At 56.5% G+C, this 25,687-nt stretch carries 26 protein-coding genes; 20 read left to right on the top strand and 6 right to left on the bottom strand.

Annotation, left to right across the window (positions count from 1 at the left end; translation table 11 throughout):
• Positions 1–70: 70 nt before the first annotated feature.
• A complete protein-coding gene (locus OUO13_RS14075; RefSeq protein WP_283174535.1) occupies positions 71–811 on the top strand; it encodes a siderophore-interacting protein in 741 nt (246 codons plus the stop codon).
• 168 nt (positions 812–979) lie between these two features.
• Entirely contained in the window at positions 980–1,297 is a 318-nt protein-coding gene (locus OUO13_RS14070; RefSeq protein ID WP_283174534.1) for a 2Fe-2S iron-sulfur cluster-binding protein, read from the top strand.
• Positions 1,298–1,311: 14 nt separating this feature from the next.
• On the opposite strand, the gene pcaQ is transcribed toward OUO13_RS14070, so the two are convergent.
• Positions 1,312–2,265, bottom strand: a complete 954-nt coding sequence (gene pcaQ, locus OUO13_RS14065; RefSeq protein ID WP_283174533.1) for a pca operon transcription factor PcaQ — start codon at positions 2,263–2,265, stop codon at positions 1,312–1,314.
• Between the two features lie 599 nt (positions 2,266–2,864).
• Between pcaQ and OUO13_RS14060 the strand changes: the two genes are divergently transcribed.
• The 3 genes from OUO13_RS14060 (at position 2,865) to OUO13_RS14050 (ending at position 5,673) form a co-directional block, all read left to right on the top strand.
• Complete coding sequence (locus OUO13_RS14060; protein ID WP_283174532.1) at positions 2,865–4,007, top strand: hypothetical protein; 1,143 nt, start codon at positions 2,865–2,867, stop codon at positions 4,005–4,007.
• 479 nt (positions 4,008–4,486) lie between these two features.
• Positions 4,487–5,413 carry a catechol 2,3-dioxygenase gene (locus tag OUO13_RS14055; protein WP_283174531.1) on the top strand — a complete coding sequence of 309 codons (927 nt, stop codon included), beginning with the start codon at positions 4,487–4,489 and terminating at the stop codon, positions 5,411–5,413.
• A 56-nt stretch (positions 5,414–5,469) separates the two neighbouring features.
• Positions 5,470–5,673 carry a tautomerase family protein gene (locus OUO13_RS14050; protein WP_283174530.1) on the top strand — a complete coding sequence of 68 codons (204 nt, stop codon included), beginning with the start codon at positions 5,470–5,472 and terminating at the stop codon, positions 5,671–5,673.
• A 785-nt stretch (positions 5,674–6,458) separates the two neighbouring features.
• Here the strand turns inward: OUO13_RS14050 and OUO13_RS14045 are convergent.
• Positions 6,459–7,352, bottom strand: a complete 894-nt coding sequence (locus OUO13_RS14045) for a LysR family transcriptional regulator (RefSeq protein WP_283174529.1) — start codon at positions 7,350–7,352, stop codon at positions 6,459–6,461.
• A gap of 199 nt (positions 7,353–7,551) precedes the next feature.
• On the opposite strand from OUO13_RS14045, the gene OUO13_RS14040 reads away from it, so the two are divergent.
• Complete coding sequence (locus OUO13_RS14040) at positions 7,552–8,250, top strand: CoA transferase subunit A (RefSeq protein WP_283174528.1); 699 nt, start codon at positions 7,552–7,554, stop codon at positions 8,248–8,250.
• A gap of 29 nt (positions 8,251–8,279) precedes the next feature.
• Positions 8,280–8,936 (top strand): CoA transferase subunit B, encoded by a 657-nt coding sequence (locus OUO13_RS14035; RefSeq protein ID WP_283174527.1) that lies wholly within the window; start codon positions 8,280–8,282, stop codon positions 8,934–8,936.
• Positions 8,937–9,776: 840 nt separating this feature from the next.
• Here OUO13_RS14035 and feaR read toward each other — a convergent pair.
• Positions 9,777–10,730, bottom strand: coding sequence for a transcriptional regulator FeaR (gene feaR / locus OUO13_RS14030; RefSeq protein WP_283174526.1), 954 nt, complete (start codon positions 10,728–10,730; stop codon positions 9,777–9,779).
• Between the two features lie 273 nt (positions 10,731–11,003).
• Between feaR and OUO13_RS14025 the strand changes: the two genes are divergently transcribed.
• The 8 genes from OUO13_RS14025 (at position 11,004) to OUO13_RS13990 (ending at position 18,232) form a co-directional block, all read left to right on the top strand.
• Positions 11,004–11,360 (top strand): cupin domain-containing protein, encoded by a 357-nt coding sequence (locus OUO13_RS14025; protein WP_283174525.1) that lies wholly within the window; start codon positions 11,004–11,006, stop codon positions 11,358–11,360.
• A gap of 119 nt (positions 11,361–11,479) precedes the next feature.
• The gene (locus OUO13_RS14020) at positions 11,480–12,805 is read left to right on the top strand and encodes an alginate export family protein (protein ID WP_283174524.1); all 1,326 of its coding nucleotides are present in this window, start codon (positions 11,480–11,482) and stop codon (positions 12,803–12,805) included.
• Positions 12,806–12,904: 99 nt separating this feature from the next.
• Positions 12,905–14,212 carry an NAD(P)/FAD-dependent oxidoreductase gene (locus OUO13_RS14015; RefSeq protein ID WP_283174523.1) on the top strand — a complete coding sequence of 436 codons (1,308 nt, stop codon included), beginning with the start codon at positions 12,905–12,907 and terminating at the stop codon, positions 14,210–14,212.
• Between the two features lie 98 nt (positions 14,213–14,310).
• A complete protein-coding gene (locus OUO13_RS14010; RefSeq protein ID WP_283174522.1) occupies positions 14,311–14,805 on the top strand; it encodes a universal stress protein in 495 nt (164 codons plus the stop codon).
• A gap of 59 nt (positions 14,806–14,864) precedes the next feature.
• Positions 14,865–15,812: a tripartite tricarboxylate transporter substrate binding protein gene (locus OUO13_RS14005; RefSeq protein ID WP_283174521.1), complete on the top strand. Its 948-nt coding sequence runs from the start codon at positions 14,865–14,867 to the stop codon at positions 15,810–15,812.
• A 64-nt stretch (positions 15,813–15,876) separates the two neighbouring features.
• Positions 15,877–16,428 carry a hypothetical protein gene (locus OUO13_RS14000; RefSeq protein WP_283174520.1) on the top strand — a complete coding sequence of 184 codons (552 nt, stop codon included), beginning with the start codon at positions 15,877–15,879 and terminating at the stop codon, positions 16,426–16,428.
• Between the two features lie 57 nt (positions 16,429–16,485).
• Positions 16,486–17,985 (top strand): tripartite tricarboxylate transporter permease, encoded by a 1,500-nt coding sequence (locus OUO13_RS13995; protein WP_283174519.1) that lies wholly within the window; start codon positions 16,486–16,488, stop codon positions 17,983–17,985.
• Between the two features lie 55 nt (positions 17,986–18,040).
• Positions 18,041–18,232: a hypothetical protein gene (locus OUO13_RS13990; RefSeq protein ID WP_283174518.1), complete on the top strand. Its 192-nt coding sequence runs from the start codon at positions 18,041–18,043 to the stop codon at positions 18,230–18,232.
• Here OUO13_RS13990 and OUO13_RS13985 read toward each other — a convergent pair.
• Entirely contained in the window at positions 18,200–18,910 is a 711-nt protein-coding gene (locus OUO13_RS13985) for a helix-turn-helix transcriptional regulator (protein ID WP_283174517.1), read from the bottom strand. The genes OUO13_RS13990 and OUO13_RS13985 overlap by 33 nt on opposite strands.
• Before the next feature lie 146 nt (positions 18,911–19,056).
• Here OUO13_RS13985 and OUO13_RS13980 point away from each other — a divergent pair, with 146 nt between their 5' ends.
• From OUO13_RS13980 to OUO13_RS13965, 4 genes are all read left to right on the top strand, one after another.
• Positions 19,057–19,878 carry a MoaF C-terminal domain-containing protein gene (locus OUO13_RS13980; RefSeq protein WP_283174516.1) on the top strand — a complete coding sequence of 274 codons (822 nt, stop codon included), beginning with the start codon at positions 19,057–19,059 and terminating at the stop codon, positions 19,876–19,878.
• Positions 19,879–20,043: 165 nt separating this feature from the next.
• A complete protein-coding gene (locus OUO13_RS13975) occupies positions 20,044–21,108 on the top strand; it encodes a CobW family GTP-binding protein (protein WP_283174515.1) in 1,065 nt (354 codons plus the stop codon).
• A gap of 123 nt (positions 21,109–21,231) precedes the next feature.
• Complete coding sequence (locus OUO13_RS13970) at positions 21,232–21,990, top strand: response regulator transcription factor (RefSeq protein ID WP_283174514.1); 759 nt, start codon at positions 21,232–21,234, stop codon at positions 21,988–21,990.
• A 222-nt stretch (positions 21,991–22,212) separates the two neighbouring features.
• Positions 22,213–22,593, top strand: coding sequence for a hypothetical protein (locus tag OUO13_RS13965; protein WP_283174513.1), 381 nt, complete (start codon positions 22,213–22,215; stop codon positions 22,591–22,593).
• 61 nt (positions 22,594–22,654) lie between these two features.
• Here the strand turns inward: OUO13_RS13965 and OUO13_RS13960 are convergent, their stop codons facing one another.
• Complete coding sequence (locus tag OUO13_RS13960; RefSeq protein WP_283174512.1) at positions 22,655–23,461, bottom strand: AraC family transcriptional regulator; 807 nt, start codon at positions 23,459–23,461, stop codon at positions 22,655–22,657.
• A gap of 154 nt (positions 23,462–23,615) precedes the next feature.
• Between OUO13_RS13960 and OUO13_RS13955 the strand changes: the two genes are divergently transcribed.
• Positions 23,616–24,554: a quinone oxidoreductase family protein gene (locus OUO13_RS13955; protein ID WP_283174511.1), complete on the top strand. Its 939-nt coding sequence runs from the start codon at positions 23,616–23,618 to the stop codon at positions 24,552–24,554.
• A 5-nt stretch (positions 24,555–24,559) separates the two neighbouring features.
• Here the strand turns inward: OUO13_RS13955 and OUO13_RS13950 are convergent, their stop codons facing one another.
• Positions 24,560–25,519, bottom strand: a complete 960-nt coding sequence (locus OUO13_RS13950) for a helix-turn-helix domain-containing protein (RefSeq protein ID WP_283174510.1) — start codon at positions 25,517–25,519, stop codon at positions 24,560–24,562.
• Between the last annotated feature and the right edge of the window lie 168 nt (positions 25,520–25,687).

Here is a 25,687-nt window from a genome sequence, read left to right as displayed (position 1 = left end):
TTGACTTTATCAACTTGTTTGGTCATAGTGAATGTAGATGACATTATCAACCAAATTCAAGGAAAACGTCATGCTGAATCGTTCCAATCGTGTTCGCAAAATTGAACGTGTCCGTTATGAACTGATGCGTCGTACTCTGACTGTTCTGGCTAACGAGTGTCCAACTCCGGGCTTTGTGCGCCTGACCCTCGGCGGTGCTGATCTGGCCAGTTTCCAGTCCCGTGGTTTTGATGACCACATCAAGGTGTTTGTGCCGGTCGCCGGTGAAGACGAACCGCTGAAGCGTGATTACACCCCGCGTTCGTTTGATACCAGCCGCTGTGAGCTGGTGCTGGAGTTCGCCCTGCATGAAGGTGGTCTGGTCGGTGAATACGCCAAGTCTCTGAAAGTAGGGGATTCGTTCAGCATTGGTGGCCCGAAAGGCTCGATGGTGATCAGCAATGACTACGACTGGTTCTGGCTGGTGGGTGATTCCTCCTCGTTGCCTGCCATTCACCGCAAGGTGGAAGAGCTGGAACCGGGTCAGCGTGCTGTGATTCTGGTGCAGCTGGATGACGCCGCTGATGAACGTATGCCAGCAAGTCGTGGTGATGTTGACGTGCACTGGGTGCGTAGCCGTGAACAGCTGCTGCAACTGGCACGTGAGCTGCCATTACCAGCCGGTGAAGGTTTTGTCTGGGCCGGTGGTGAAGGGGTGGCGATGACGGAACTGCGCCGTATCGTTGCCGACGAAAAAGGCGTCGACCCGGTGGATACCCGTATCTCCGCTTACTGGAAGCAGGGTCATCGTGGTTACAGCGACAAGGGCTGATCGCACGTTGGGGCATTGCCTCGCGGGAGCGGGATGATCAAAACCATGCCAGTCTGTACCACCCGGGTGGAATCTCGGGTTCCCGTTAACGGGCCCTGACAATCCCTCGGATTGTCAGCCCGTCTCGCTAGAATGTTGGCTTCCGGTATAACAACAAGAAGCCGACTTATGAACACTCAAAATCCATCTGCCCAGGGGCAGACCGAACGTCGTTGTCATCAGATTCATGTGCTGGGGCGTAATGCTGCTTTTGAAGCGGAAGAACACAGCCATGTGCTTACCGGGATGCACAAGTCCGGGCAGACTCACGTGCTGGTGGGCTGCAAGGGTGGTGGTTGTGGCAAGTGCCGGATCAAGGTGATGGACGGCACCTACTTCAGCAAGAAGATGAGCCGGGCCCATATTTCGCCCCGTGAAGAAGAGCAGGGTGTGGTGCTGGCGTGTCGTATTTTTGCCCGCAGTGATCTGGGGATTGTGCCGCTCTGAGAGCGGCACCGGCTTCAGCGTACCAGGCGCGGTACGCGCGGATTCGGGTTGGCTTCCGGCTGGCTGATGGCAGCCGTGCGGCAGCTGTCGATAAACATCTGCAACGCCACGCTCATGGAGCGGTCCTGGCGTACGGTAATGCCCAGTGAGCTGCGCACTTCCTGCTGGGGTAATGGCAGTTCCACCAGTTCGCGATTATCCAGTTCATGCTGCACCACGCTGCGTGGCACTGCCCATACCGCATCTCCCTGACGCAGGAATTCACGGGCAAACAGGTCCGACTGGGTTTCAATGCGGTCGTTGCCAATACTGGCACCGGCGGTCAACAGGTAACGTTCAATCAGGCTGTGCAAACGGGTATGACGCGGCGGGCAGAGCAGGGTAAAGCTGCCGACACGGGCTGGCTCAAAGTCACCACGTAACAGCGGATGCCCCGGACGCACCACCATCGATAACGGCTCGGAACACAGCTGTTCGAAGGTCATGCCATGTAACTGTTCCGGTTCGCCGGGGCTGCCAATCACCAGATCAACCTCGCCCTGGCGCAATTTGTCGAGCAACTCGTTGTTGTCACTGGTGACAATGTTGAGGGTGACATCCAGATCGGCATCCCGAAAACGGCGCACGATAGCGGGCAACAGATGGGCCGCCGCCGCTGGTATAACCCCAATCGACAGCCGTGAGCGGGATTTCAGCTGGGCTTCGGCAACCGAGCGCGCTCCATCACGCAGGGCGGTCATACTTGCCGATGCGTATTTGATAAACACTTCACCACAAGGGGTCAGTTCAACGCTGCTTTTGCCGCGTTCGAGCAAACGGGCACCCAGCATATCCTCCAGTTCCTTGAGTTTTTTGGATACCGCCGGTTGTGTGGTTTCCAGTATTTCTGCGGCTTTGCCAACGCTGCGCTGGCGATAGACTTCGAGGAAACACTGTACGTGACGATATTTGATGCGAGTGTCCATCATGATAACGGCTTTCCGGATCTGGCGATGTTGGGGTTAGGGTCGGTGCCGGTTATAGCCTTGCAAGGACTGCTGTATGAGTGGCCACAAAGTGGGGATATAACCGTCTCCAACCACTGTCTTGTTGCAAATCCTGTTGCGCTATGAAAACGGTGATTGCTCGGATCTTAACCGATCATGCGTTTTTATATGGAAACGATTCGTTTCCGTTTGCCGGTTGTTGTGTTGGATACATGGCATCTATGATCCGGATGACAATAAAAAGCCTGCGATATCTGATTGTAAAGGCGGTTTCAAGTTCCGGGGAAAAATCCGGATATATTCTGATTCTTGGTTAATAGCGTTTTTGTGTCTGTCACAAATCCATTGGATTACGTTGCTATATTGGCGGCGGGGTTTGTTACGGCTTTATATCGTACGCTGTTGATATTGACGGGCATTGCCCTCGGCATTTCGGTATTACGCGGGACTGGGTGATATGTCAGCGACAGGCTGGTCAGATTGCGCGGGCGTTGTATCGGGGTATTACCGGAAGATTCTGGCAGCCACGCAGATGGTTCGGCCTTCCGGTTTTTGGCACATAACATATGAAGGACAACCTGATGAAAAAAATAAAACTGGCTCTGGCTGTAGCTGCGGCTTCCTGTGCATTCAACGCAATGGCTCTGGACGTAGCCGATATCAATGGCACCAAAATCGCCATCGGTGGTTACTTCAAGGCTGACGGCGTTCTGAACAAGCCAGATACCAACGCTGGTAACGGTGCTGAAAACTCTTTCGAAGGCAGCGCCCGTCAGTCCCGTATCAACCTGAAAATCAGCAAGGCTACTGATGGCCACAGCGTAACCGGTTTTGTAGAAGGCGACTTCTACGGTAACAGCTACTCTGGCAACAGCTCCAGCAACCAGAGTTCTGCCGGTTCCAGCTACTTCCGTATGCGTCATGCCTTTATGACCATCGACCAGGTGACCGTTGGTCAGACCTGGGGTGGCCAGTTCTTCGGCACCGCTCCTATCGACACCGAAGTGCTGAACTTCTGGGGCCCAAGCCTGGGTACTATCGCTGGTAACGGCGGTACTGTGCGTCCTGAAATGCTGGTTCATTACGTAAACGGTGGCATGCGCCTGACCGCTCAGGACCCGGTTAACCCGGATGCCGCGTTCCCTGACCTGTTCGCCAGCTACACCGCCAAAGCCGGTACTGTTACCTACGCCGTAACCGGTATGGCTCGCGACGTTATGCAGAACTCCACCACCGATGCCAAGGCTTCTACCATTGGTATGGGTGCCCAGGCCGGTGCCAAGATCGAATTCGGTAAAGACAGCCTGCAAGTGAGCGCCTACACCGGTAAAGGTCTGGGTGCCTTCTCCGGTTTTGGTGTTGCGACCGCTGCTGACATGAGCACCAACGCGACTGCTGCCAGCTCTGGCAACCTGCAGACCATTGATGCCAGCAACGGCGAACTGGTTGGCCAGACCGGCTTCCACGTGGGTTACAAGCACCAGTTCAGCGATGTACTGCGCGGTAACGCCCGTTACGGCCAGGTTAACGTTGATAACGATGCTGACACCCAGTTCACCTCTGCCAACCTGAACCTGATCTACACCTACATGCCAGCGGTTGAGCTGGGTGTGGAATGGCGTACCCAGAGCATGAACACCATGCACACGCCAGCAGGCGGTGCTTTCCCGAACATCCGTCCAAAAGGCAAGCAGCTGGAAGTGATGGCGATGTACAAGTTCTGATGTCGATTGCTCATACCCTGGTGGTATGAGCAATCCATCGGTCACAGGCAGGGCTGTTGTATATGCCCCGCCTGGGCCATCCGGGTTGCCAGGCCCGGATGGCCCCCTTTCTATTCTTTCCTGCTTGTTCCCTTTCGTTTTTTCCCTTCTGTATTTCCCTTGCGTTGTTGGCTATGCAGCCTGCCATGGCGGTTTTGCCAAGGTCAGGTAGCGCTTCTTCTTTTGTGCCCGTGGCGTAGGTATGCGGCTGGTTTTTCTGGCTGGTGTCAAAACCATTACGGCTCCCGCTATCGCTGTTGTTCCTGATTACTGATCTGACCACTGATATGACCGCAGTGGGTCTGGTCGCTGTCTGATGGGGTCTCTGAGTCACACTATATCCTGAAGGTATTTTGTCTGACCGAAATCATATTAGACAGGCAGTCGTCCAGGCCTGACCATGAGGCCATCCAACCCAACAAAAATAAGAGGAAACTGCCATGGCGATGACAGGTGTACTGCGACCAGGCCACTGCCAGCTGCGAGTGCTGGACCTGGAAGAGTCCGTCAAGTTCTACAGCAACGTGATGGGTCTGAAAGAGACCGGTCGTGATGCTTCCGGCCGTGTGTATTTCAAGACATCCCACGAGCGTGACCACCACAGCGTGATTTTGCGTGAGGCCGATACCGCTGGTATGGACTTCTACGGTTTCAAGGTGCTGAACAAGGCAACCCTCGACAAGCTCGAGCGTGACCTGCTGGAGTACGGTGTTGCCACCGAACGCCTGCCAGCTGGCGACCTGCTGGAAACCGGTGAGCGTGTGCGTTTTGTGGCGCCAACCAAACACGTCTTTGAGCTGTATTACGAAAAAACCGAAGTGGGCGATGGTCTGGGTTATGTGAACCCGGGCGTGCTGGTGCCAGATCAGAAAGGTATCGCGCCGATCCGTCTCGACCACTGGCAGATCCACGGCAAGGACATCGACGGCAGCCGCGAGCTGTTCACCAAGGTACTGGGTTTCAGTCTGGTGGAACGCATCAAGGGTGAAGACGGTGAAACCGACATGGCGATCTGGCTGACCTGTTCCGCCAAGGCCCACGACATTGCCTTTGTGCGCGACGAGCGTGACAACACCGTGCACCACCTGTCGTTCCTGCTGGAAAGCTGGGAACACGTGCTGCGTGCTGCCGACACCATGTCGGCCAACAACGTGTTTATCGACATCGGCCCGCTGCGTCATGGCATTACCCGCGGCACCACCATTTACGCCTTTGACCCGTCTGGCAACCGCTTTGAAACCTTCTGCGGTGGTTATGACTTCTATCCGGATATGCAGCCGTATACCTGGACCTGGGACGAAGTGGGCACCGCGATTTTCTATCACACCCGTGCCCTCAACGAACGCTTCCTGACCGTGGTGACCTGATCCCGGCCGGACTACATCGGGGCAGCTTGCGGGCTGCCCATGGCAACCGTTTTGGCATGGAGAAGAAGATGCCTATTGCAACCATCCAGATGATTGAAGGCCGTTCTGAAGAGCAGAAACGCCGCATTATTGAACGCGTCAGCCAGACGCTGGCAGAAGCGTCAGAATCCCCGCTGGAAGCGATTCGGATCATTATCCAGGAAGTGCCTGCCACTAACTGGGGCAAGGCTGGCAAGATGGCCAAGGATCTTGGACGCTGAGTCCATGAGCCGGTCAGCGGAGCGCTGATCGGCGTTATTTTGTCTGGCCGGGCCGCGATCGGATCTGGCGGCTACTCGGCTTGTTAATTGGCCAGGCTGCTTGCCCCTCTTGGGGGACCTTGTCCCCCGGCCGGGCGGGCCTCCCCCTGCTTTTGCCCGACTGGGCTCGTTTCTCCGGTTTTCACCGACAACGGCGGTTCGACCCCGCTCAGATGGCACATCCCTGTGCCAACTGAGCTAGCGGGGCATCCATGCCCCGGCTGGGTCGGCCGTTGCGGTGAATCCCGGCTCGCCCAGATGGGCATTGGGCGGCCAGCTGCGCTGGGTTAAAGCGGTGTGTTGGTGGATGCTGCTGGTCCGACGTCCGACTTCAGACGCTTTGCGGCTACTCGGCTTGTTAATTGGCCTGGCTGCTGCCCTCTTGGGGGACCTTGTCCCCCGGCCGGGCGGGCCTCCCCCTGCTTTTGCCCGACTGGGCTCGTTTTTCCGGTATTCCCCGACAATGGCTTTTCGACCCCGGCCCGATGGCACGTCCTTGTGCCAACGGGCCTTGCGGGGCATCCATGCCCCGGCTGGGTCGGCCGTTGCGGTGAATCCCGGCTCGCCCAGATGGGCATTCGGTAGCCAGCTGCGCTGGGTGAAAGGGGTGTTAATAGGTGCTCGGTTACCTCGTTCCCACGCTCCTGCGTGGGAATGTTGTGGCTGTTTTGCTCGGTCTTGATTGATTCTATTCGCCCGACGCCCGATCCGAACGCGGCCCGACCCGACGCCCGACAGACCGTGCGTTACGTCCGGCTCTGAAAGGTTTCTACAATAATGTCGCGCATGGCGCTGGCGGCTACTGACAGCTCTCGTTTATGGCGGGTGATAATCCCGACCCGGCGGCCGATTACCGGTGCTTGTACCGATACACAACGGGCGCCGACGGCTTCCATTTGTTCGCGGCTGAGCGACGGTACGACGCTGACGCCAAGGCCTGAGGCGACCATTTTGCCGACGGTTATCAGTTGGTGGGCTTCAAATACCACTCGTGCGCTCATGCCCTGTTGTGCCAGTTCGTCTTCGATCATTGACCGCAACCGTGACGGTCTTTGTAACATCACAAAGTCAGACTCCAGCAGCTGTGGCCAGTCGATACTCTCGTGAGTAGCGGGCAGCGGGTGGTCGGGGGGCAAAATCGCGACAAAGTTGTCATTGAACAAGGGCAGGAAATCCAGCTCTGAATGAGTGCCAGGATCAAAGCTGACCCCCAGTTCTGTGCGGCCTTGCAGCACCATGTTGACCAGCAACTCGGCCACCACGTCCTGAACCTCGATCCGAATGCGCGGATATCGCTGCTTGTAGCGCATCAGCGCAAGGGGTAACAATGTGCTGGCAAACGACGGCATGGCCGCCAGTTCGACGGTTCCCAGTTGCAGGGCAAAACGCTGCTGCATTTCCCGCTCGGCGTCGTTCCAGTCACTGACCAGGCGCGTCGCAATCGGGACGAAGGCCTGACCCTCGGACGACAGATGAATACTGCGGGTGGTGCGCACAAACAGACGCCCACCGAGCTGATCTTCCAGATTACGAATCGCCAGACTGAGTGCTGGCTGCGACAGATGCACCAGATGGCAGGCCTCGGCAAAACTCAGAGTGCGGGCAACCGCCAGAAAGGCTTGCAGCTGTTTCAGAGTCATTTATTTGCTCGGCAAATTAATAGCGTTGAATTTCAAATTTCCCAAATTAAACACGCAGGGTGAGAATGCGCAACAGATTGAGGAACACCCAATGGTGATCCGCACAGCACCCTGACAATCCGGGTGGTCAGCACAACCCGCAGGATGTCACCAGGTTGTTGCCGGATGCCCTTTTACTGCGACACACAGGAGTTGATTCATGGCCGGTTTTGACAAGGTAGTATCAAGCTATGACGAGGCGTTAGCCGGGTTGACGGACAACATGACCGTTATCGCCGGTGGCTTCGGTCTTTGTGGTATCCCCGAGAACCTCATTGCCCAGATCCGCAAGATGGGCGTGAAGGGCCTGACCGTGGTTTCCAACAACTGTGGTGTCGACGGCTTTGGTCTGGGCATCCTGCTGGAAGATCGCCAGGTCAAGAAAATGATCTCCTCCTACGTGGGTGAAAACGCTCTGTTCGAACAGCAGCTGCTGAACGGCGAGCTGGAAGTGGAACTGACCCCACAAGGCACGCTGGCTGAAAAAATGCGCGCTGGCGGTGCTGGTATCCCGGCGTTTTACACGGCCACCGGTTACGGCACCCCGGTTGCCGAAGGCAAGGAAGTACGCGAGTTCAAAGGTCGCAAGTACATTCTCGAAGAGTCGATTGTGGGTGACTTCGCCATCGTTAAAGGCTGGAAAGCCGACCGTTATGGCAACGTGATCTACCGCCACACCGCCCAGAACTTCAACCCACTGGCCGCGACCGCAGGCAAGATCACGGTGGTTGAAGTGGAAGAGATTGTGGAACCGGGTGAACTTGATCCGACCCGTATTCACACGCCGGGTATCTACGTGGATCGTCTGATCCTCGGTACCTTCGAAAAACGCATTGAAAAACGCACCGTGCGCAGCTGAACTTCACCGACATTTCAGGGAGATAACCCATGGCTCTTTCTCGTGAACAAATCGCCATGCGCGTTGCGCGTGAACTCAAAGATGGCTACTACGTAAACCTCGGTATCGGCATCCCGACCCTGGTGGCCAACTACGTACCGGAAGGTATGGAAGTGATGCTGCAGTCCGAAAACGGCCTGCTCGGTATGGGCCCATTCCCGACCGAAGATGAAATCGACGCCGATATGATCAACGCGGGCAAACAGACCGTTACCACCTTGCCGGGCGCTTCGATTTTTAACTCCGCTGATTCTTTTGCCATGATCCGTGGCGGCCACGTTGACCTCACCGTGCTGGGCGCGTTTGAAGTGGACGTGGAAGGCAACATCGCCTCCTGGATGATTCCGGGCAAACTGATCAAGGGTATGGGCGGCGCGATGGACCTGGTGGCCGGTGCCGAAAACATCATCGTTACCATGACCCACGCTTCCAAGGATGGTGAGTCGAAATTACTCACCAAATGCAGCCTGCCGTTAACCGGCGCAGGTTGTATCAAGAAGGTTCTCACCGACCTCGCCTGGATCGAGATTGAAGACGGCGCGTTTATCCTGCGTGAACGTGCACCGGGTGTATCGGTGGAAGAAATTGTCGCCAAAACGGCCGGCAAACTGATCGTACCGGAGCATGTGCCGGAAATGACTTTCTGATCTCGGGCTCGGATCGGAAACAAACCCCGCCAGTGAACACTGTGCGGGGTTTTTTATTGGGCTGTTTTTGGATGTCTGAGGTTTGGATAGATGCTGCTCGGCTGGCGGCTGGCGGCTGGCGGCTGGCGGCTGGCGGCTGGCGGCTGGCGCTTTGCGGCAACTCGGCTTGTTAATTGGCCAGGCCACTTGCCCTCTTGGGGGACCTTGTCCCCCGGCCGGGCGGGCCTCCCCCTGCTTTTGCCCGACTGGGCTCGTGCCTCCGGTTTTCCCCGACAACGGCGTTCCGACCCCGGCCAGATGGCACATCCCTGTGCCAGCTGGCCTTGCGGGGCATCCATGCCCCGGCTGGGTCGGCCGTTGCGGTGAATCCCGGCTCGCCCAGATGGGCATTGGGCAGCCAGCTGCGCTGGGGTAAAGCGGTGTGTTGATGGATGCTGTTCATCCGACATCCGACATCCGACATCCGACGTCCGACTTCTGGCGGCTACGCGGCTTGTTAATTGGCGCGGCTGTTTGCCCTCCTGGGGGACCTTGTCCCCCGGCCGGGCGGGCCTCCCCCTGCTTTTGCCCGACTGGGCTCGTGCCTCCGGTTTTCCCCGACAACGGCGTTTCGACCCCGGCCAGATGGTACGTCCCTGTACCAACTGGCCTTGCGGGGCATCCATGCCCCGGCTGGGTCGGCCGTTGCGGTGAATCCCGGCTCGCCCAGATGGGCATTCAGTAGCCAGCTGCGCTGGGTGAAAACGGTGTTGATGATTGTTGTAGTGTGGGCATTTATGCCCACAACAACCGCACCCGACGCCCGACGCCCGACGCCCGACGCCCGACGCCCGACTAATTTCACCCCGCCAGCAGGTTAAAACTGTCGAGGCGGTAGCTGCGTGGTGATACTCCATACTGTTTCTTGAAGCTGCGGCTGAAATGCGCGGCGTCGCTGAATCCCCATTTGTACCCAATGGTGGTGACGGCTTCGTTGATCAGCTGCGGGTCGCGCAGGTCTTCGGCGCAACGCTGCAGGCGGGTGCGCAAAATGTAACGACACACACTGTCATTTTGTTCCTCAAATACACGATGTAACTGGCGTACCGAGATATTCAGGCGTTCGGCCAGTTGCGCGGGGGTGATTTCTTCCAGTAAATCGCGGTTGATCATGAACTGGGCGGCCTGCCAGAGATCGCGGTGAAACGGTTGGGCTTGCTGGATGCTACGGTAATCCTCGTGGCGGATGGCGGGTTTCAGCAACGCCAGGAGGGCGTCCAGAACGGCATCTGAGTGGCCATCGCTGCCTTGTGTCTGGCCGGGGAGTTGCGCCAGGCGATCAAGCATGGTGCGCACCAGTAATCCTGAGGTGGTGGTCTGATCGATTTTGCCAAACAGCGGCACTCGCTGGCCAAAACACTGCTCCATACGCTGACGCGGTAACGGCACCGAAACGTGCTCGACCAGCCCGCGCGGTGTGATTTCACAGGGCCGAATGCCGTTCAGCAGTCCCATTTCGCCCGGTGCCAGTTCCATCTGGTAGCCCTCATGACTGATACGGGTAAAACCGCTGTTATTCACAATCAGGAAGCAGTGATCCACATCCTCGCGATCGGCATTGGTGCCTTGGCGTACCAGACGTCCTGCATTGGTGCGGATATGTGCCAGCGCCAGCACGTTATTTTCACATTCAATCTGGCCAATAAAAGGTGCAGCGCCCGCCGGTAAGTGAGTGATGAACTGGCCGCACACCTGCTGAATAGCATGCTGCCAGCGGTTAAGGGTCTGATCGTTGGCTTCGGCAAGATTCTGCATAGTGCTCTCCTGGAGTCGTTCTTGATCGCTGATTTGATGCAAAATCAACGCCATTTGACCGGCCTTGCCTGTCATTGATCTTGCGTGCCAATGGCCTGAAAACGGTCTGGCACACAGGTGCAAGAGGCAGTCACTCCCATGCAAGAAGGGCCTCGGAACTTTCCTGATACTGGATACAACTGGCGGGGTAACAAGGGTTACTCCCCCTTGTGGTGTCGGCTCGCCGCTCCGTCAGTTCCCATATTCGATTTACGTCTGGAACAGGAAAACGATATGCAGCCTTTGAAACAGAATCTCGATACCTCTGGCATGGCCGAGATTGGCTCGGTGGCCAATCTGGGTGCAGAAGTGTTGGCTGGTGATCCACAGGCCACCGCCAAGTTTGTGGTGGGTGGCCCGGAGTCGGCGTTGGCCGTGGGGTTGTTTGGTTCTACTGAAGGAATTTTCCGCGTTAACTACCCATTTTCTGAACACGCCACCCTGCTGTCTGGCAGCCTGACCCTGAAAAACGAAACCACCGGAGTGGAAGCAACTTTTGCTCCTGGCGACAGCTGGTTTATCGCCAAGGGTGAAGTGATTGTGTTCAACGTGGCCAATGCCTTCGTTAAACACTATCTGTCCGTAGCCTGATAACCCGGAGCCGGTCGTACAGGCGTTCAGCGCCGAACGCTCCGGCTCTGCATAACTGCAGCGGCACTGTTCAAGCGCATCAGCGGACGGTGTTGTGATTCTGGTGGGAGCGACGACTTATGAATTCAAATAAACACTTGCTGGCAGCGGCCATTACGCTCGGCAGCCTGATGACCGCACTGGCGGCACCGGCACAAGCGATTTCTCTCTACGCGGATGATGATTCCGAACTGGAACTGGCGATTGAAGCCGGTGCCGGTACGTTCCACAGCGATTCATCCTATGCCATTGCCCGTACTGACGATGAAGCGGTGAACTGGCAGGAGGGTTATGTCAATGCCAGCCTGAAAGGCCTGTTGCGCCTGAATGAAGCGGGTGAGATGTACGCGGGCACCGGTCTGGTGTCGTCGGCCGTACTGGGTGATGGTGATGCCGCCGGTTTCAGCACCGGTGATGAACGCCGTACCTCGTTGGATGCGTTGTACCTGGGCTGGCGCTCTGGCCAGAGTCTGACTGTGCTGGGTGACAACGGTCTGGATATTTCCGTGGGTCGTCAGGGCTTTGTGATTGGCGATGGTTTTATTGTCAACAATGATGGTTTGAACATCGGCAAGGGCCTGGGCTCCGATCTCAACCGTGGCGGTGTTTATTATATGGCCGCCCGTAAAACCTTCGATAATACTGCTATTGTGCGTATTGGTGGCGACAAGGGCCTGCGTGCCGACCTGTTCCGCCTGCAATCCGATAACCGTGTGATGGGTGAACCGACCTTTACCGGTATCAATGTTGAGCACATCAGCGATCTCGGCACCTTTGCCGGCCTGTACCTGAAAACCGAATCCAACGGCGAGTTTGCCAACCCGGTTCGTGATGGCCAGAAGACCGTCAGTGGTCGTTACGCCGGTAACGCTGGCATCGAGAATCTGACCTTGTCGACTGAACTGGTGCGCCAGGTGTCGGGTGATACCAGTACCGTCGCTCACGCCGGTTATGCCGAAGCGGGCTGGTCCTTCGCTGATGCGCCGTGGTCACCCACTCTTGCCTACCGTTTCAGCAGTTTTGACGAGAATTACGACCCACTCTACTACGGTTTTAGCCGTGGTTTTGGCACCTGGTTCCAGGGTGAAGTGGCGTCCAACTACGCTGGTCCATTCAGCACCAACACCGATATTCATCTGGTCAGCCTCAAGGCCTCTCCGGCTGAAAACCTGAATCTGGGTATTAACCACTTCAGCTTCGGCAACCACAAAACGGACGCGGAGCTGGGTAATATGAACGCCAGCGAGCTGGATGTTTATGCCGAATATTTCCCGTCGGAAACCATGATGATCAGTCCGCTGGTGGGCTGGTTTAACCCGCAAGCCAGTGCTGCCAATGGTGGCACCCAGCTAGGGGATGCACACCGCAGCTTCTACGCCCAGCTGATGCTGTTTGTCTTTTACTGATCGGGTCGTCTGTCCCCCGTATGGCCGGAGTTACTCCGGCCGACTGGCCATATCCAGACCCGGATATGGCACCCCCGAATTTCTTCAGGTTAATTGCACATGAACATTGCCAGTAACATCGATTCCCTCAGTTATTACTCCGCCACCCGTAAATACGACCTGCGGTTTCCAGCCCTTCAGGGCGATATCGAGGCCGATGTTGTGGTAATTGGTGGTGGTTTCTCCGGTATCAACACCGCGCTGGAACTGGCGGAGCAGGGCATCACCAATATTGTGGTGCTGGAAGCGCGTCATCTGGGCTTTGGTGGCACGGGGCGTAATGGCGGCCAGATCATGGCGGGTATTGGTCATGACCTCGACAAGATCAAGAACCAGGTTGGTGACGAAGGTCTGCGCAATATTGTTGCCATCAGTAATGAAGGCCAGCGCATCATTCGTGAGCGTATCCAGCGTTATGACATTGATGCCGATTTCTGCAATGGTTACGCCTATATGGGCTACAACAAGCGTCAGGAAAAAACCCTCGCCCAGTGGGAGAAGGATTTCCGTCAGATGTGCCCGAATGACGATATCGAGCTGCTGACCGGCAGTCGGGTGCAGTCCATTATCGGTTCCGAAGCCTACAGCTGTGCGCTCAAATACATGGGCGGCGGTCATGTGCATTCCCTCAACCTGCTGCTGGGTGAAGCCAAGGCGCTGACCAGTTACGGTGCCCGTATTTTTGAAAACAGCCCGGTGCTGGATGTCGAATACGGCCCGCGTATTACCGTGCGTACCGGCATGGGTTCGGTGAAAGCCAGTAAGATGCTGTGGGCCTGCGATTCCTGGCTCAATGGCATGGAACCCTTCCTGCACCGCAAGACCATCAACACCCAGGCATTCCAGCTGGCCACCGAGCCGCTGTCGGATGAAATGATCGAACGCATCAGCCCGATCCGGGGCGCCTACAGTGATATTCGCCCGGTGATTTTCTATTACCGCGTCACCAACGAAAACCGTCTGCTGTTTGGTTCCGCCACCCAGTTTGTGGAATACACACCGTCCAATCTGGCGCAGTGGAACCGTGCGCTGATGCTGGAAATCTTCCCGTATCTCGACAAGGTCAAGATTGATATGGCCTGGGGTGGCTGGATGGCGGTGGGTGAAAACCTGTTCCCGCAGATTGGCAATATTCCGGGCCAGCCTAACGCGTTTTTTGTGCAGGGATATGCCGGTTTTGGGGTCACCCCAAGTCATATCGTTTGCAAGGTTCTGGCCGAAGGCATGAATAACGGTTCCGACCGTTACAACCTGATGAGCTCAGTCAAACATATGGATATCTGGGGCAAGGATACCTTCCGCCAGAGCATCCTGACCGCTGGCAAATGCTGGCACCAGCTGTCCGGTTACTGGACGGGCCGTCGCTGAAATAACCTCCCGATTGCGAGCAGCGGTACAGCTGTTCGCAGGCAGGAATCAACCGAACTTGTGAATATGCCGTGATGACGGCAGGGGAGCAGCTTGCCATGTTGCCGGTGATCAAGACCATTTTATATGCCTCGGATATTCGTGAAGGCAGCCGCCCGGCGTTCCGGATGGCGGTGCAGCAAGCACTGGCTAACCAGGCCCGAATTGTTTATCTGCATGTCCTCGAACCGGTATCCGCCGCTACCGAGGAAATGATCCGGGATTATTTACCCGCCGATATTCGCCATTTGCATACCGACCAGATGCTGGACGCCCAGCGTCAGCGTATCCGTGAACGTATGGCAGCGTTTATGGCATCCGAACTGGATGGACGCGAGCTTCCCGAACCGGTTATCCGGGTCGATATCGGCCATCCCGACAGCGGCATTCTGGCAGCCGCCAAGGCTGAACAGGCCGACCTGATTGTGATGGGGGATCGCGCCAGCCATTCCCTGTCGCGTCTGTTTCTGGGGTCCACCGCCCAGAGTGTGATTCATCGCAGCCCGGTGCCGGTACTGATTGTACCGCTCAAGGCCGCTTCATCTGGCGATTAACGCCATGTCTGACTGAACCGCTATTAATAACAACGAGCCGTGATGCTCAGGAGTCGAACATGAAAACGCTTATGAAAACCTGTGCCCTGATTGCCATGCTGGCCGCCCCGGTGGTTGCGCCACTGGCGACCGCCGGTGAATACCCGCAACGTCCGGTAAAGTTTGTGGTGCCATGGCCAGCCGGTGACCTCGAAGACGTGCTGACCCGCATGATTGCTGAAGAAATGTCGAAAGAAACCGGCACTCCGGCCACTGTGGTGAACAAGCCTGGCGGTGGTGGTGTGGTGGGTGCTACCGACGTTTCGCGCTCCCGTAACGATGGCCTCACCATTGGTTCGTTTGTGGCCGACCTGGTGACCACCCAGCTGCTGGCTGGTAACGCCCCCTACGACGAAAACACCTTCGAACCGGTGGGTATTTTCCTCGACTATCCGTTTGTGCTGGCCACCAAAGCCTCATCTCCTTACAACAACGTGGCAGAGCTGGCGACCTACAGCGCCAGCAACAAGGTCAGCCTTGGCCACTTCGGTTATCAGGCCCTGCCAACTGCCATTACCTTCAAGGCGGCGGCCAAATCCGGTATCCATTTTTCCTCGGATGCCGCTTTTGATCTCAACGACTGCTCAACCCTCGCCAACGGCGATGCCGATGTTATCAACACCACCACCCAGCTGATTTTGGCCTGCCTGAAGTCGGGCGAAGTGAAACTGCTGGCTTCCTTGACCCGTGATCGCCTGTCGATTGCGCCGGATGTTGCCACCCTCAATGAACAGACTGGTGTGACCCAGACCACCTGGAACGGCCTGTTTGTGAAACGTGGTACCCCGGTCGAGATCAAGAATCGCATTGCCGAGATCGCCCAGAAAGCGCTGGCCAGTGAACAGGCGAAGGCGCTGAGTGTCAGCACTGGTGCTGGTGTGTTCTGGGTGGGTGGTGAAGACGCTCAAAAAGTGGTGTCGCGTGACTACAACGAAGCGCGTGAACTGATCCAGTACATCAAGCGTTAATTTTTCACCCACCGGAACCAGCCCCGGCGCAACGGGGCTGGTTCGTTTGCGGAGGACGGCGGATATGCATTCCGAGTTATCTGAAACCCCTGCTCGTGCGGCCAGTTTGCCGGAAACCGGGCCAGGGATTTACTGGTTGTTATTGTTGCTTGGCCTTGGGCTGTTGTTGCTGACGCCGTGGCAAGCCAGCTGGGTAGAGACCAGTCGTGGCTGGTTTGTGCAGCCACGGATGGGCAGCTCGCTGGGGCTTCTGGTGCTGACCCTGTTTGCCTTGGTGCGGGTTGGCCAGTTTGCCCGTGCCGGGGTTTGGCCTGCGGCGTCGGATTTACTCAACAGCCTGCCCGGTTATCGCACGGCGTTGCTGTCGTCGCTGTTGTTCCTGCTTTATATCGGCAGTTTGTCAGTGCTGGGGTTTGTGCTCTCGACCCTGCTGTTTGTGGCGACATTGCTGTGGCTGAGCCGTTTGCTCGACCGCTTCTGGCTGCTGGTCACACTTGGCACTGTATTGCTGCTGGTGCTGGTGTTCCGCGTGGGGGTCAGCGTCTGGTTGCCGGATGTGTGGTTATACGGACTGTTGCCGGAGCAATGGGCCGACTTTGCCAACCGTTATCTGTAACACCGGGCGGTGTCTGCACCGCCGGATTAACCCTGTCTGTTTCTGGAATATCGCGTTATGGAAACCCTGTTGCTTGGGCTCAACGAGATTGGCCACGCCAACGTTCTGCTCGCCATTCTGCTGGGGGCGCTGATTGGCGTCACCATTGGCTCCATTCCTGGCCTTGAACCGGCCGGGGTGATGGCCATTCTGCTGCCACTGACTTTCAGCATGGAACCGCTGGCCGGTGTGTCGTTGTTACTTGGTGTATATGGCGGTGCCTGGTATGGCGGCGCAATTCCGGCCATCCTCATGAACACACCGGGGACACCGGTGGCGGTGTTAACCACCTACGATGGTTACCCGATGGCGCAACGCGGTGAAGGCCGCAAGGCGCTGGCGATTGCCTATTGTTCATCGTTTGTGGGCGGCATTATCAGTGTGTTGTCACTGGTACTGCTGGCACCGACTCTGTCGCAGGTGGCGCGCCTGTTCGGTTCTGCCGAGTTTGCCATGCTGGCTGCGCTGGGTATGATTTTTGTGGTGCTGGCGCATCGCAAACACGTGGTGGAAGCCGCCATGATGCTGGGATTCGGGATGTTCCTCGGCACCATTGGTATCGACCGCTCGTTCAGTACCCAGGTCTACACCTTTGGGCAAGTGTGGCTGCTGAATGGTATTCCGCTGGTACCGGCGGTGATCGGACTGTTCGCCATGTCACAGGCGTTTGTGTTGCTGGCCCAACGTGGCAACGATGCGTCGGTTACCCGTCTGGAATCGGGTGGTATGGCCAGCGGCTTTGCCGCGCTGTTACGTAACAAGATGACGGTGGCGCGTTCGTCGGTACTGGGTGTGGTGATGGGCCTGTTACCGGGTGTGGGTGAGTTTGGCTCGCAGTTTTTCTCGTACACACTGGCGCAGAAGTTCTCGAAAAACCCGGATGAATTCGGCAAGGGAGCAGAGGCCGGGATTATCGCTTCGGAAACCTCCAACAACGCCGTGACGGCCTCGGTGATGATTCCGCTGCTGGCCTTCGGGATTCCGTCCGATGCCCTGATGGCCATGCTGTTGGCGGTGTTTATGGTGCATAACTACATTCCCGGCCCAACCCTGTTTACCGAGCGTCCGGAGTTTATTTCCGGCCTGTATCTGTCGCTGTTTCTGATGAACATTTTTGTGTTTGTCTACCTGCTGCTGGCTACTCGCTGGATTGTTAACCTCACCCGTATTCGTGGTCGTTTTATCGGCGCGGTGATTCTGGTGCTGGGGTTTGTCGGTGCTTACAGCCAGAACTACCAGTTCAGTGATGCCCTGATCGCCCTCGGTTTTGCTGTGTTCGGTTATATCCTGCGTCGCAACGACATCCCGACCGTACCGATTATTCTCGGTCTGGTGCTGGGGCCGGTGTTCCTCAACCGCTGCCGCCAGGCGCTTGGTGTGGCCGATGGCAACCTGTCGATCTTTATCGACCGGCCGGTCAGTCTGGTGTTGCTGAGCCTGATTGTGGTGTCGATCAGCGTGTTTGTGATTGGTCAGTGGCGTGAAAAACCGGGTAAGTCGGATAACGCCATGGCCTGATGCCCTTCAGCGCTTCCGACCTATAAAAAACACCGGTTTTTACAGGGTAAATCCGGTGTTGATTCATCTCATTCCCTCGTGGGAAGGCTGCTGGCGTCTGGCGTCTGGCGTCTGGCGTCTGGCGTCTGGCGTCTGGCGTCTGGCGTCTGGCGTCTGGCGTCTGGCGTCTGGCGTCTGGCGTCTGGCGTCTGGCGTCTGGCGTCTGGCTGCCGGTTTATTCATCCCCTCCAAATCCCAGTATTCGTGATACCAGCTCGGTACGGCTGCTGGTTTCCAGCTTGCGGAAAATATTCAGCAGATGGGTTTTGACCGTCGGCAGGGATATGTCCAGTTCCCGGCTCAACTGCTTGTTGTTCAGCCCCGCTGCCACCAGTTGAACCAGCGTGACTTCGCGTGCAGTCAGGATAGGGAAACGTTTCGTGATACTTTCAATACTGGCCTGATTACCCGGAAATATCCGGGCCAGGGCAAAATCCCCTAATGCGAGCAGCGCTTCGGCCTTGACCCTGTCTGCATCCACAAACCGTGGTGCGGGGTGGTGACGCAACAGCGAACAGCCGAGGATCAGCCCGGCATCCGATTGCAGAAACACTTCCAGAGCATCTGTAATTCCAAACGGTTCGAGAAACTCATGGCGGTAGGTCTGATGCTCGACGCTGTCGGATATCTGCTCTTGCAGGAGCGCAACCCGCAGACCGGCTTTCAGGCAGTGAGCAGGTGCCAGTGGGTCGCAGGCGTAAAAGGCGTGTTCGTAGGCTTGTTGTTCCGGACATTGGGTATTCATGGCGAGGAAGTGCTTGATTCGCCACTCGGCACCGACAATGTAGGTAACCCAGCCGGTAGCGCCCAGCAGGGTGCTGGCACTACTGCCAAACGTATGAGCAAAACTTTCCAGCAGGTGCCCGGTCGCAGGTGAGGCAATCATTTGGGGTTGATCCTCCGGCATTGCATTAACCTGCAAGGCTACGTCAGCGCTGCAATAAAAACACCCCTGTCATACTTCTGGTTGATGGGCAAACGAGGGCCATCGGGAAATCATTAGCAGGTCTTTTTTCAACAGGAACTGACGTTATGAACTCTCCTTCATGGATTCCGGTAGGCGCTCTCGGTGCGGCTTTCCAGCATGACAACCATTGCCTGCCGGTGGTGACCGATCTCGCTGGGCGTACGTTTACGCTCTACTTTGAAAATGGCTGGGTCATTCGCCATGACTTTCATGATCACCAGAATCTGACCTGGGACATGACTGCGCCTGACGGTGAGCATTTGATCGGCCACGATCAGTATCAGGCAACCCGTATTCGCGATCAGATCTATTTTGTGGACTTTATCAAAAGCAGCGAGCGCGCTACCACCGTGTCGCTGGTTCTGAATCTGGCCGAACAGGTGTTTGTGGCCGTGCAGGGACAGCTGCCGGACCAGACCGAGCGCCTGTTGCCGATACCAACCCGAATTGCCGAGGGCAAGGCGCTGACACCGGTCAGTACAACCTTCCTGCGTGGCAGTATTGATCAGCCTGTGACGGCTGACATGCCGTTGCCGGCCGTTACCAGCGATCTGATCGGCAAGCGAATTGAATATCGCTACAGCCCGCTTGAGGTATATGAGCATATATATCTGAATCCTATGTCTTACACCTGGCACTGCATCAAGGGTGCCGAGCTGGGGCTGGCTGATACGGACGCCTGTTATTACTATCGCATCAGTACTGATTTGTATCTGTTTGTGTGGTGCGAAAAAATTATTCCTACCCTCGGCGTGATCATGATTGATCTCACGGCCTTGAAAACCACTGGCAAGATTCTGGGTTATGAATCCAGCGAGTCGGAGGCTTTGCACAATTTTGCGGTGGGTGCCCACGCCCGAATCCGCTCGGTTATTGACGCTGAATGATGCTTCTTCACTCATTCTCCAGCTGACGGGCCTGTAACATGGTATTGCTCATTTACGGGCAATACCGCATTGCCCGTAGCCAGCCAGCTCTTTATCCTGTCGCAGCCCGTCATATGGCGGGCCGCTGCAATCAGCGTGTGATTGCCGTTCGCAGACAGGACTCTCATGACTTCCTCCGCCAATGTTGCTGGTGATAACCGGATTCCGGTGAATGTGCTGACAGGTTTTCTCGGTAGTGGCAAAACCACCTTGCTGAAACACTGGTTGCGGTCGCCGCAGTTGGCCAATACCGCCGTCATCATCAACGAACTGGGCGCGGTGGGGCTGGATCATTTGCTGGTGGATAACGCCAGTGAAAGCCTGTTCCTGCTGGATAACGGCTGTTTGTGCTGTGCCGTTCGTGATGATCTGGTGCAGTCGTTAAAGTCGTTGTACGAACGTCGCGCCAATGGCGACGTGCCTGCCTTTGAGCGGGTGGTGATTGAAACCACCGGCCTTGCCGACCCTCTACCCGTGTTGCAAACCCTGATGATGGCCGACGGTGTGGTGGAGCATTTCCGCGCCGATGCGGTGGTCACCTGTGTGGACGGCGTGAATGGTCTGGAAACTCTGGAGCGTTATCCGGAAGCCCAGCGTCAGGTGGTGGTAGCGGATTTGCTGCTGCTGACCAAACAGGATTTGCCGGAAGCGGCAACCCCGGCCTTGCAGACCCGTCTGGCCGAATTGAATCCGATGGCACGTTTGTTACTCGTCAGTGCAGGCCAACTCGACCCACAACTGCTGTTTGATGGTTCGCTGGGGGCTGCGGAACAGGCTGTATCACAATTGCTTGATGACACAACGGTGGCGTCCGGGCATTCTGGACGAGTGAACAGTCTGGTACTGGTGACGATGGATCCGATTGATGAAATCGAGTTGCGCACCTGGCTTGAGGTGGTCACCAGTGTTCACGGTGATCGTCTGTTGCGTATCAAAGGTCTGGTTCAGCTGCGTGGCTTGCCACAGCAGCCGATGCTGATTCATGCGGTACAGCAGCTGGTCTCTCCTCCTGAGTTACTGGCGCAATGGCCATCGGCGGATACTCGTAGCCGGATTGTGCTGATTGGGGAAGGACTGGACGAAGACGATATTCGACGAGTATTCCGCACTTTTACTGGTGCCCGTCTGCAAGATCTGCAGCAAGCACCACTGGCGCTGTTGGGACTGAGTAATCTGCGCCTGATGCAGTAATGGTACAGACTGATGCGGTTGTGGATATAAAAACGATTGCCATTCTGTCCGGTTGTGGCTGGCCCTGCGATTCCACAAAGGAGTGTGTGAATATGGAACGGCGAACAAGGGACGAGTAGTCGAATGTTATCCTGTAAAGTTCTGATCATCGAAGATGATAGTACCCTTGCGCTGCTGATCAGCGAGGCCATGAATTCACGTCCGGGCTTTGATACCAACGTGGTGCATTCAGTTAATGCTGCGTTAGAGCACATGCACCAGCATGCGGTGGATATGATCCTGCTGGATCTGTCGTTGCCGGATGCTGATGATGCCATGAATGTGATTCCGCAGCTGACCAGTCAGGGTCTGATCCCGGTGATTGTGATCTCCGGCCGCACCGATGACGACTCCCGTATTCGTGCCCTGACCCTCGGCGCTGATGATTACCTGTGCAAACCTTTCCATCCTGGCGAGCTGCTGTTGCGCGCGGAAAAGCGCTGGCACGCGGCACAGGCCCTGCGCCCGCCGACGGCCGTGGTAACACCGGCCGCCAGTCGTATGATTCATCTGCAAATTGACGATGCCGTGCTGGCGCTGGATCACCAGCAACAGTGTTGTATCAAGGGCGACCAGCAAACCCGTCTGACCACCGTCGAGTTTGTGCTGTTGCAAACCCTGGTACAGGGCGCAGGCTCTATTCTGGCTTCCGATCAGCTGCTCGACAGCCTGATGGCAGAGCTGGGTGATCATCACGATTTTGCCCCTGCTTCCATTCCAGTGCTGATGCACCGTATTCGGCGCAAGATCGCCAGCTTGCACGATGGCAATAATTTGATTGTGAATGTTCCCCGTCGTGGTTATCAGCTCAATCCGTTGGTGCGGGTACTGCACAGGGGTTAATGCCTGTTCATCGAATGTTGGCCCGGATTTGTGTGAGCGGGTTCAGAAAATACGATTAACTGTCAAATTTATTTATGGTTAATGAGAAGTTAATTACTTTGAGAGACAACCTTTATATAGTCCAATCCGACAAATTTGGTCAGCGCTGACAGTGACCCGGAGCGGTACATAAGGACAACAGAGCAGCGCTGTTATTTCGCTACCAGTATCAAGGAGGCTTCTATGTGGCGATCATCTGCTGCGATCAAAGCTGCATTACCCGATACCAATAATACCCGTACCTGCAAGTCTGGAGGCGTTGGTGTTGTTCGTCCCTGGCAACGCACCCAGCGTAAAAGTGCGTTTGAGCGTCTGAGCGAAGCCAATATCCAGTATTGGCAGACTTCCCTGACTCCAACCGATAAACAGATGCGTCGTCTGCAAGCCTGTCAGGCGCTGGTGCGTTTGTATTTGCGTCGTCATGACAAGGTGTCCGCCCGTCAGGTGCTCGATGATGCGGTTGCCCAGCTGGCACGTGTGCGGATGGTATTGCAGGAACTGGATCTGGAAATCATCGAAGCGGAAATGGCTGATCTGCAGCGTGCCATTGACGATCGTCGTTAGTAATTGCGCGTGCTCTGATCCCCAGACGTGTTATGGCCGTTTGGCTGCGCGTCTGGCCTCGCTACCCTTGTAATGATTTGCGATATTCCCCCGGCGTTTTGCCGATATGACGCTGAAACAGCCCGATAAAGGTCGACGTTGATTCGTAGCCCAGATCGCTGGCGATGCGGGTAATGGAATCGCGGCTTGCCAACAAACGTTGCAAGGCCACCTGCAGGCGTAATTGCTGACGCCATTGCTGAAACGTCATCCGGGTTTCTTTCTGAAACAGGCGTTGCAGCGTACGTTCCGATGCTCCCACCTTGTCTCCCCATTGCGCCAGGGTCAGATCCTGCTCCGGCTGCTGCTGCAGTTGCCAGGTAATACTGCACAGGCGCGAATCTTCCGGTAACGGCAGATACAGCGGTGCTTCGCGGGCTGCCATAATCTGGTCACGCAGGGTGCGGAACAGGCGTCCGGCTGGACCGTGCCAGTCATAATCAACCGGCAAGGTCTGGGCTTCCAGAATCAGTGCGCGCAACAGCAGCGACACTTCCAGCACCCGGCCGCTGGTTGGTAATCCTTCCGCCGCCTCCGGCATCACGTAAATGCTGGCGATATCGGCACCGGCATGGGTGGAAATCTCATGCGGCTGGTCCGGTGGCACCCATACCGCGCGGTCCGGCGGAATCAGATAACGCCCGGCCGGAGTGCTGACTTCCTGTACGCCACGACGGCAATACACCAGCTGACCCCAGTGGTGGCTGTGAGCGGGCACTACCGTCTGCGCTGGCAATTGCCGTTGCAGCACGCTGATTGGGCGGGTTGGCTGGCCATCCGGCAGGGTAATCAGGGGCACCCGTTGCCATTCTTGTCGGGTTTTCGGCATAAAATGTCTGAACTCCAGAAGTACGACAGCCAGTTTAAGAACAAACTGGCCTCAGCTCCAGTGCTTGCCAGGCCGCTTATCCACACCCGTGGTGCTCTGACGTGCTGTCGGCAAGTGCTGATACCTGTTCTGTTGCTGCTGATCCGGAGTGTTTATGAAAGCCGTCCTTGTTACTGATTACAGCCTGCCACCTGTGTGGGGAAACGCGGATGCTCCGCGTGCGGCTAACGCCGACGAAGTGCTGGTGTTGCCGCGTGCCGCTGCCATCAGCCAGCTGGTAAGAGCCAAGGCCTCGGGCCGTCATTACAGCAGTGGTGGCGCTTTGCCACAGGTCGTGGGGGTGGATGGTGTGGGTGCTCTGGCTTCCGGTGAGCGGGTGTTTTTTGCTTTTCCGGCCTGCGGCAGCATGGCTGAACAGACTCTGGTAAAGGCCTCGTTGTGTGTGCCGGTGCCAGATGATCTCGACGATGTAACGGCGGCGGCACTGGCCAATCCCGGGATGTCATCGCTGGCAGCGTTGCGTTATCGCGCCGGTTTTGTGGCCGGTGACAATGTGCTGATCAACGGTGCTGCTGGTGCGTCCGGGCGGCTGGCGATCCAGATTGCCCGTTATCTGGGCGCCGGCCAGATTGTGGTGACGGCACGCAAGCCGGAACAGGAAGCGGAATTACTGGCGTTGGGCGCCGACTGTTTTGTCTGCCTGAATCAATCCGATGCTGATTTGCAGGCCAGTCTGGCGGTGCATATGGCGGGCATGGATATTGTGCTGGATTACCTCGGTGGTGTTCCGGCGGCCCGTATTCTGGCCGCCGCCAGCAGCTCAAGGCCGTTGCGCTTTGTGAACATAGGTTCATTGGCGGGGGTGGATATTCCGGTCAACGCTGGCTGGTTACGTGGCAAACCTCTGACCCTGATGGGCAGTGGGCTGGGCAGTGTGCCCAACCCGGACCTGATGCGCTGTTTTGCCGAAGCCTTGCAGATGGCCCGTCCGGCCGGATTGCAGATGGCGACCCGCAGTATGTCGATGGCACAGGTTGCTGACGCCTGGCAGTACCAGGGGCCGGAGCGTCTGGTACTGACCATGGCGGAATAACCCGCTCAGCCGCGCAATACGCGCTGGCGGGTTTCGGTCGGGGTTTCTCCAAAACGCATCTTGTAGCTGCGGCTGAAGTGCGCGGAGTGGTTGAAGCCCCAACGGAAGGCAATTTCACTGATGCTGGCCTTGTGGCCTGACGAGCCCAGAATTTCGTTGCGGCAGCGTTCCAGACGCTGGTTCCAGATATAGCGCGTAATGCTGTTGCCTTCGATGGCAAAGGCCCGCGCCAGCTGGCGGCTGGAGGTATGCATCTGCTGACTGATGATGTCGGCGCTGAGGTCTTCGCGTTGCAGGTGTTGATTGATAAAAGCTTTGCTTTTTTGTAACAAGCGGGGCAACGAACGGCTGTTATTGCCGAGAGAACGCTGATGGATCAGACCATGCAGTTGCTCTAGTAACCGGTGGCAGGTTATTTCATTGCTAGCGCTATCTTGCTGCATCCAGGATTGCACGATATTGAACAGGTTTGCAGTGCTGTAGCCACCGACATCCAGGGTGCGATCCAGATGGATCAGGTCTTTCTGGTTCCAGCTATCGAAATACTCTTTCATAATCGTATGCGGCAGATCAATGACCATCGTTTCTGTCTTGTCTGGAAAGCCAAGCGAGTAGGGATGGACGGTGTTGTAAATCAGCACATCGCCAACGTTGAACAGGCTGCCTCGGATCCCCTGGCAAGCAAAACCGTTCCCCTCCAGAATCAGGCACATAAAAGCGGACTCTCGTCCGTCATCATTGATGTGGGCATTACTCCGCTGGACGCAATGGCTGCTGGCACGAATGTGGTTAAAGCGGATATCACCCAGATCAAAATGATCAAGTTCGGCATCAATACCGGTATCCGGTTCATCCGGGCAATCGAGGTTGATGATATGGCGGTTAACAACATCCACCCAGCATGAGCCGCGTTTATCGGCAGGCAAACAATGCGTGGAAAAATGAGTGGTTGCGGCGGTCTGCATGGTACGCCCTCCGGCTGTTTTTATAGTAGTTGTGACGTAACGTGGCGAATTCTAGCAAATGGACTTTTTTAGTAAATATATTAAGTATTTCTATGGCTGGTAAAGTCAAGGCTTCTGGCAGTCTTAATCAAGCGCTGGCAGGTTTGATCGGTAACACTTGGTGTTTTG

The organism is Parathalassolituus penaei, assembly GCF_026626885.1.
Classification (GTDB): Bacteria; Pseudomonadota; Gammaproteobacteria; order Pseudomonadales; family Oceanobacteraceae; genus Oceanobacter; species Oceanobacter penaei.
Note: the sequence above shows the minus strand (reverse complement) of the source record. Positions and strands in the feature narration are given on the sequence as shown.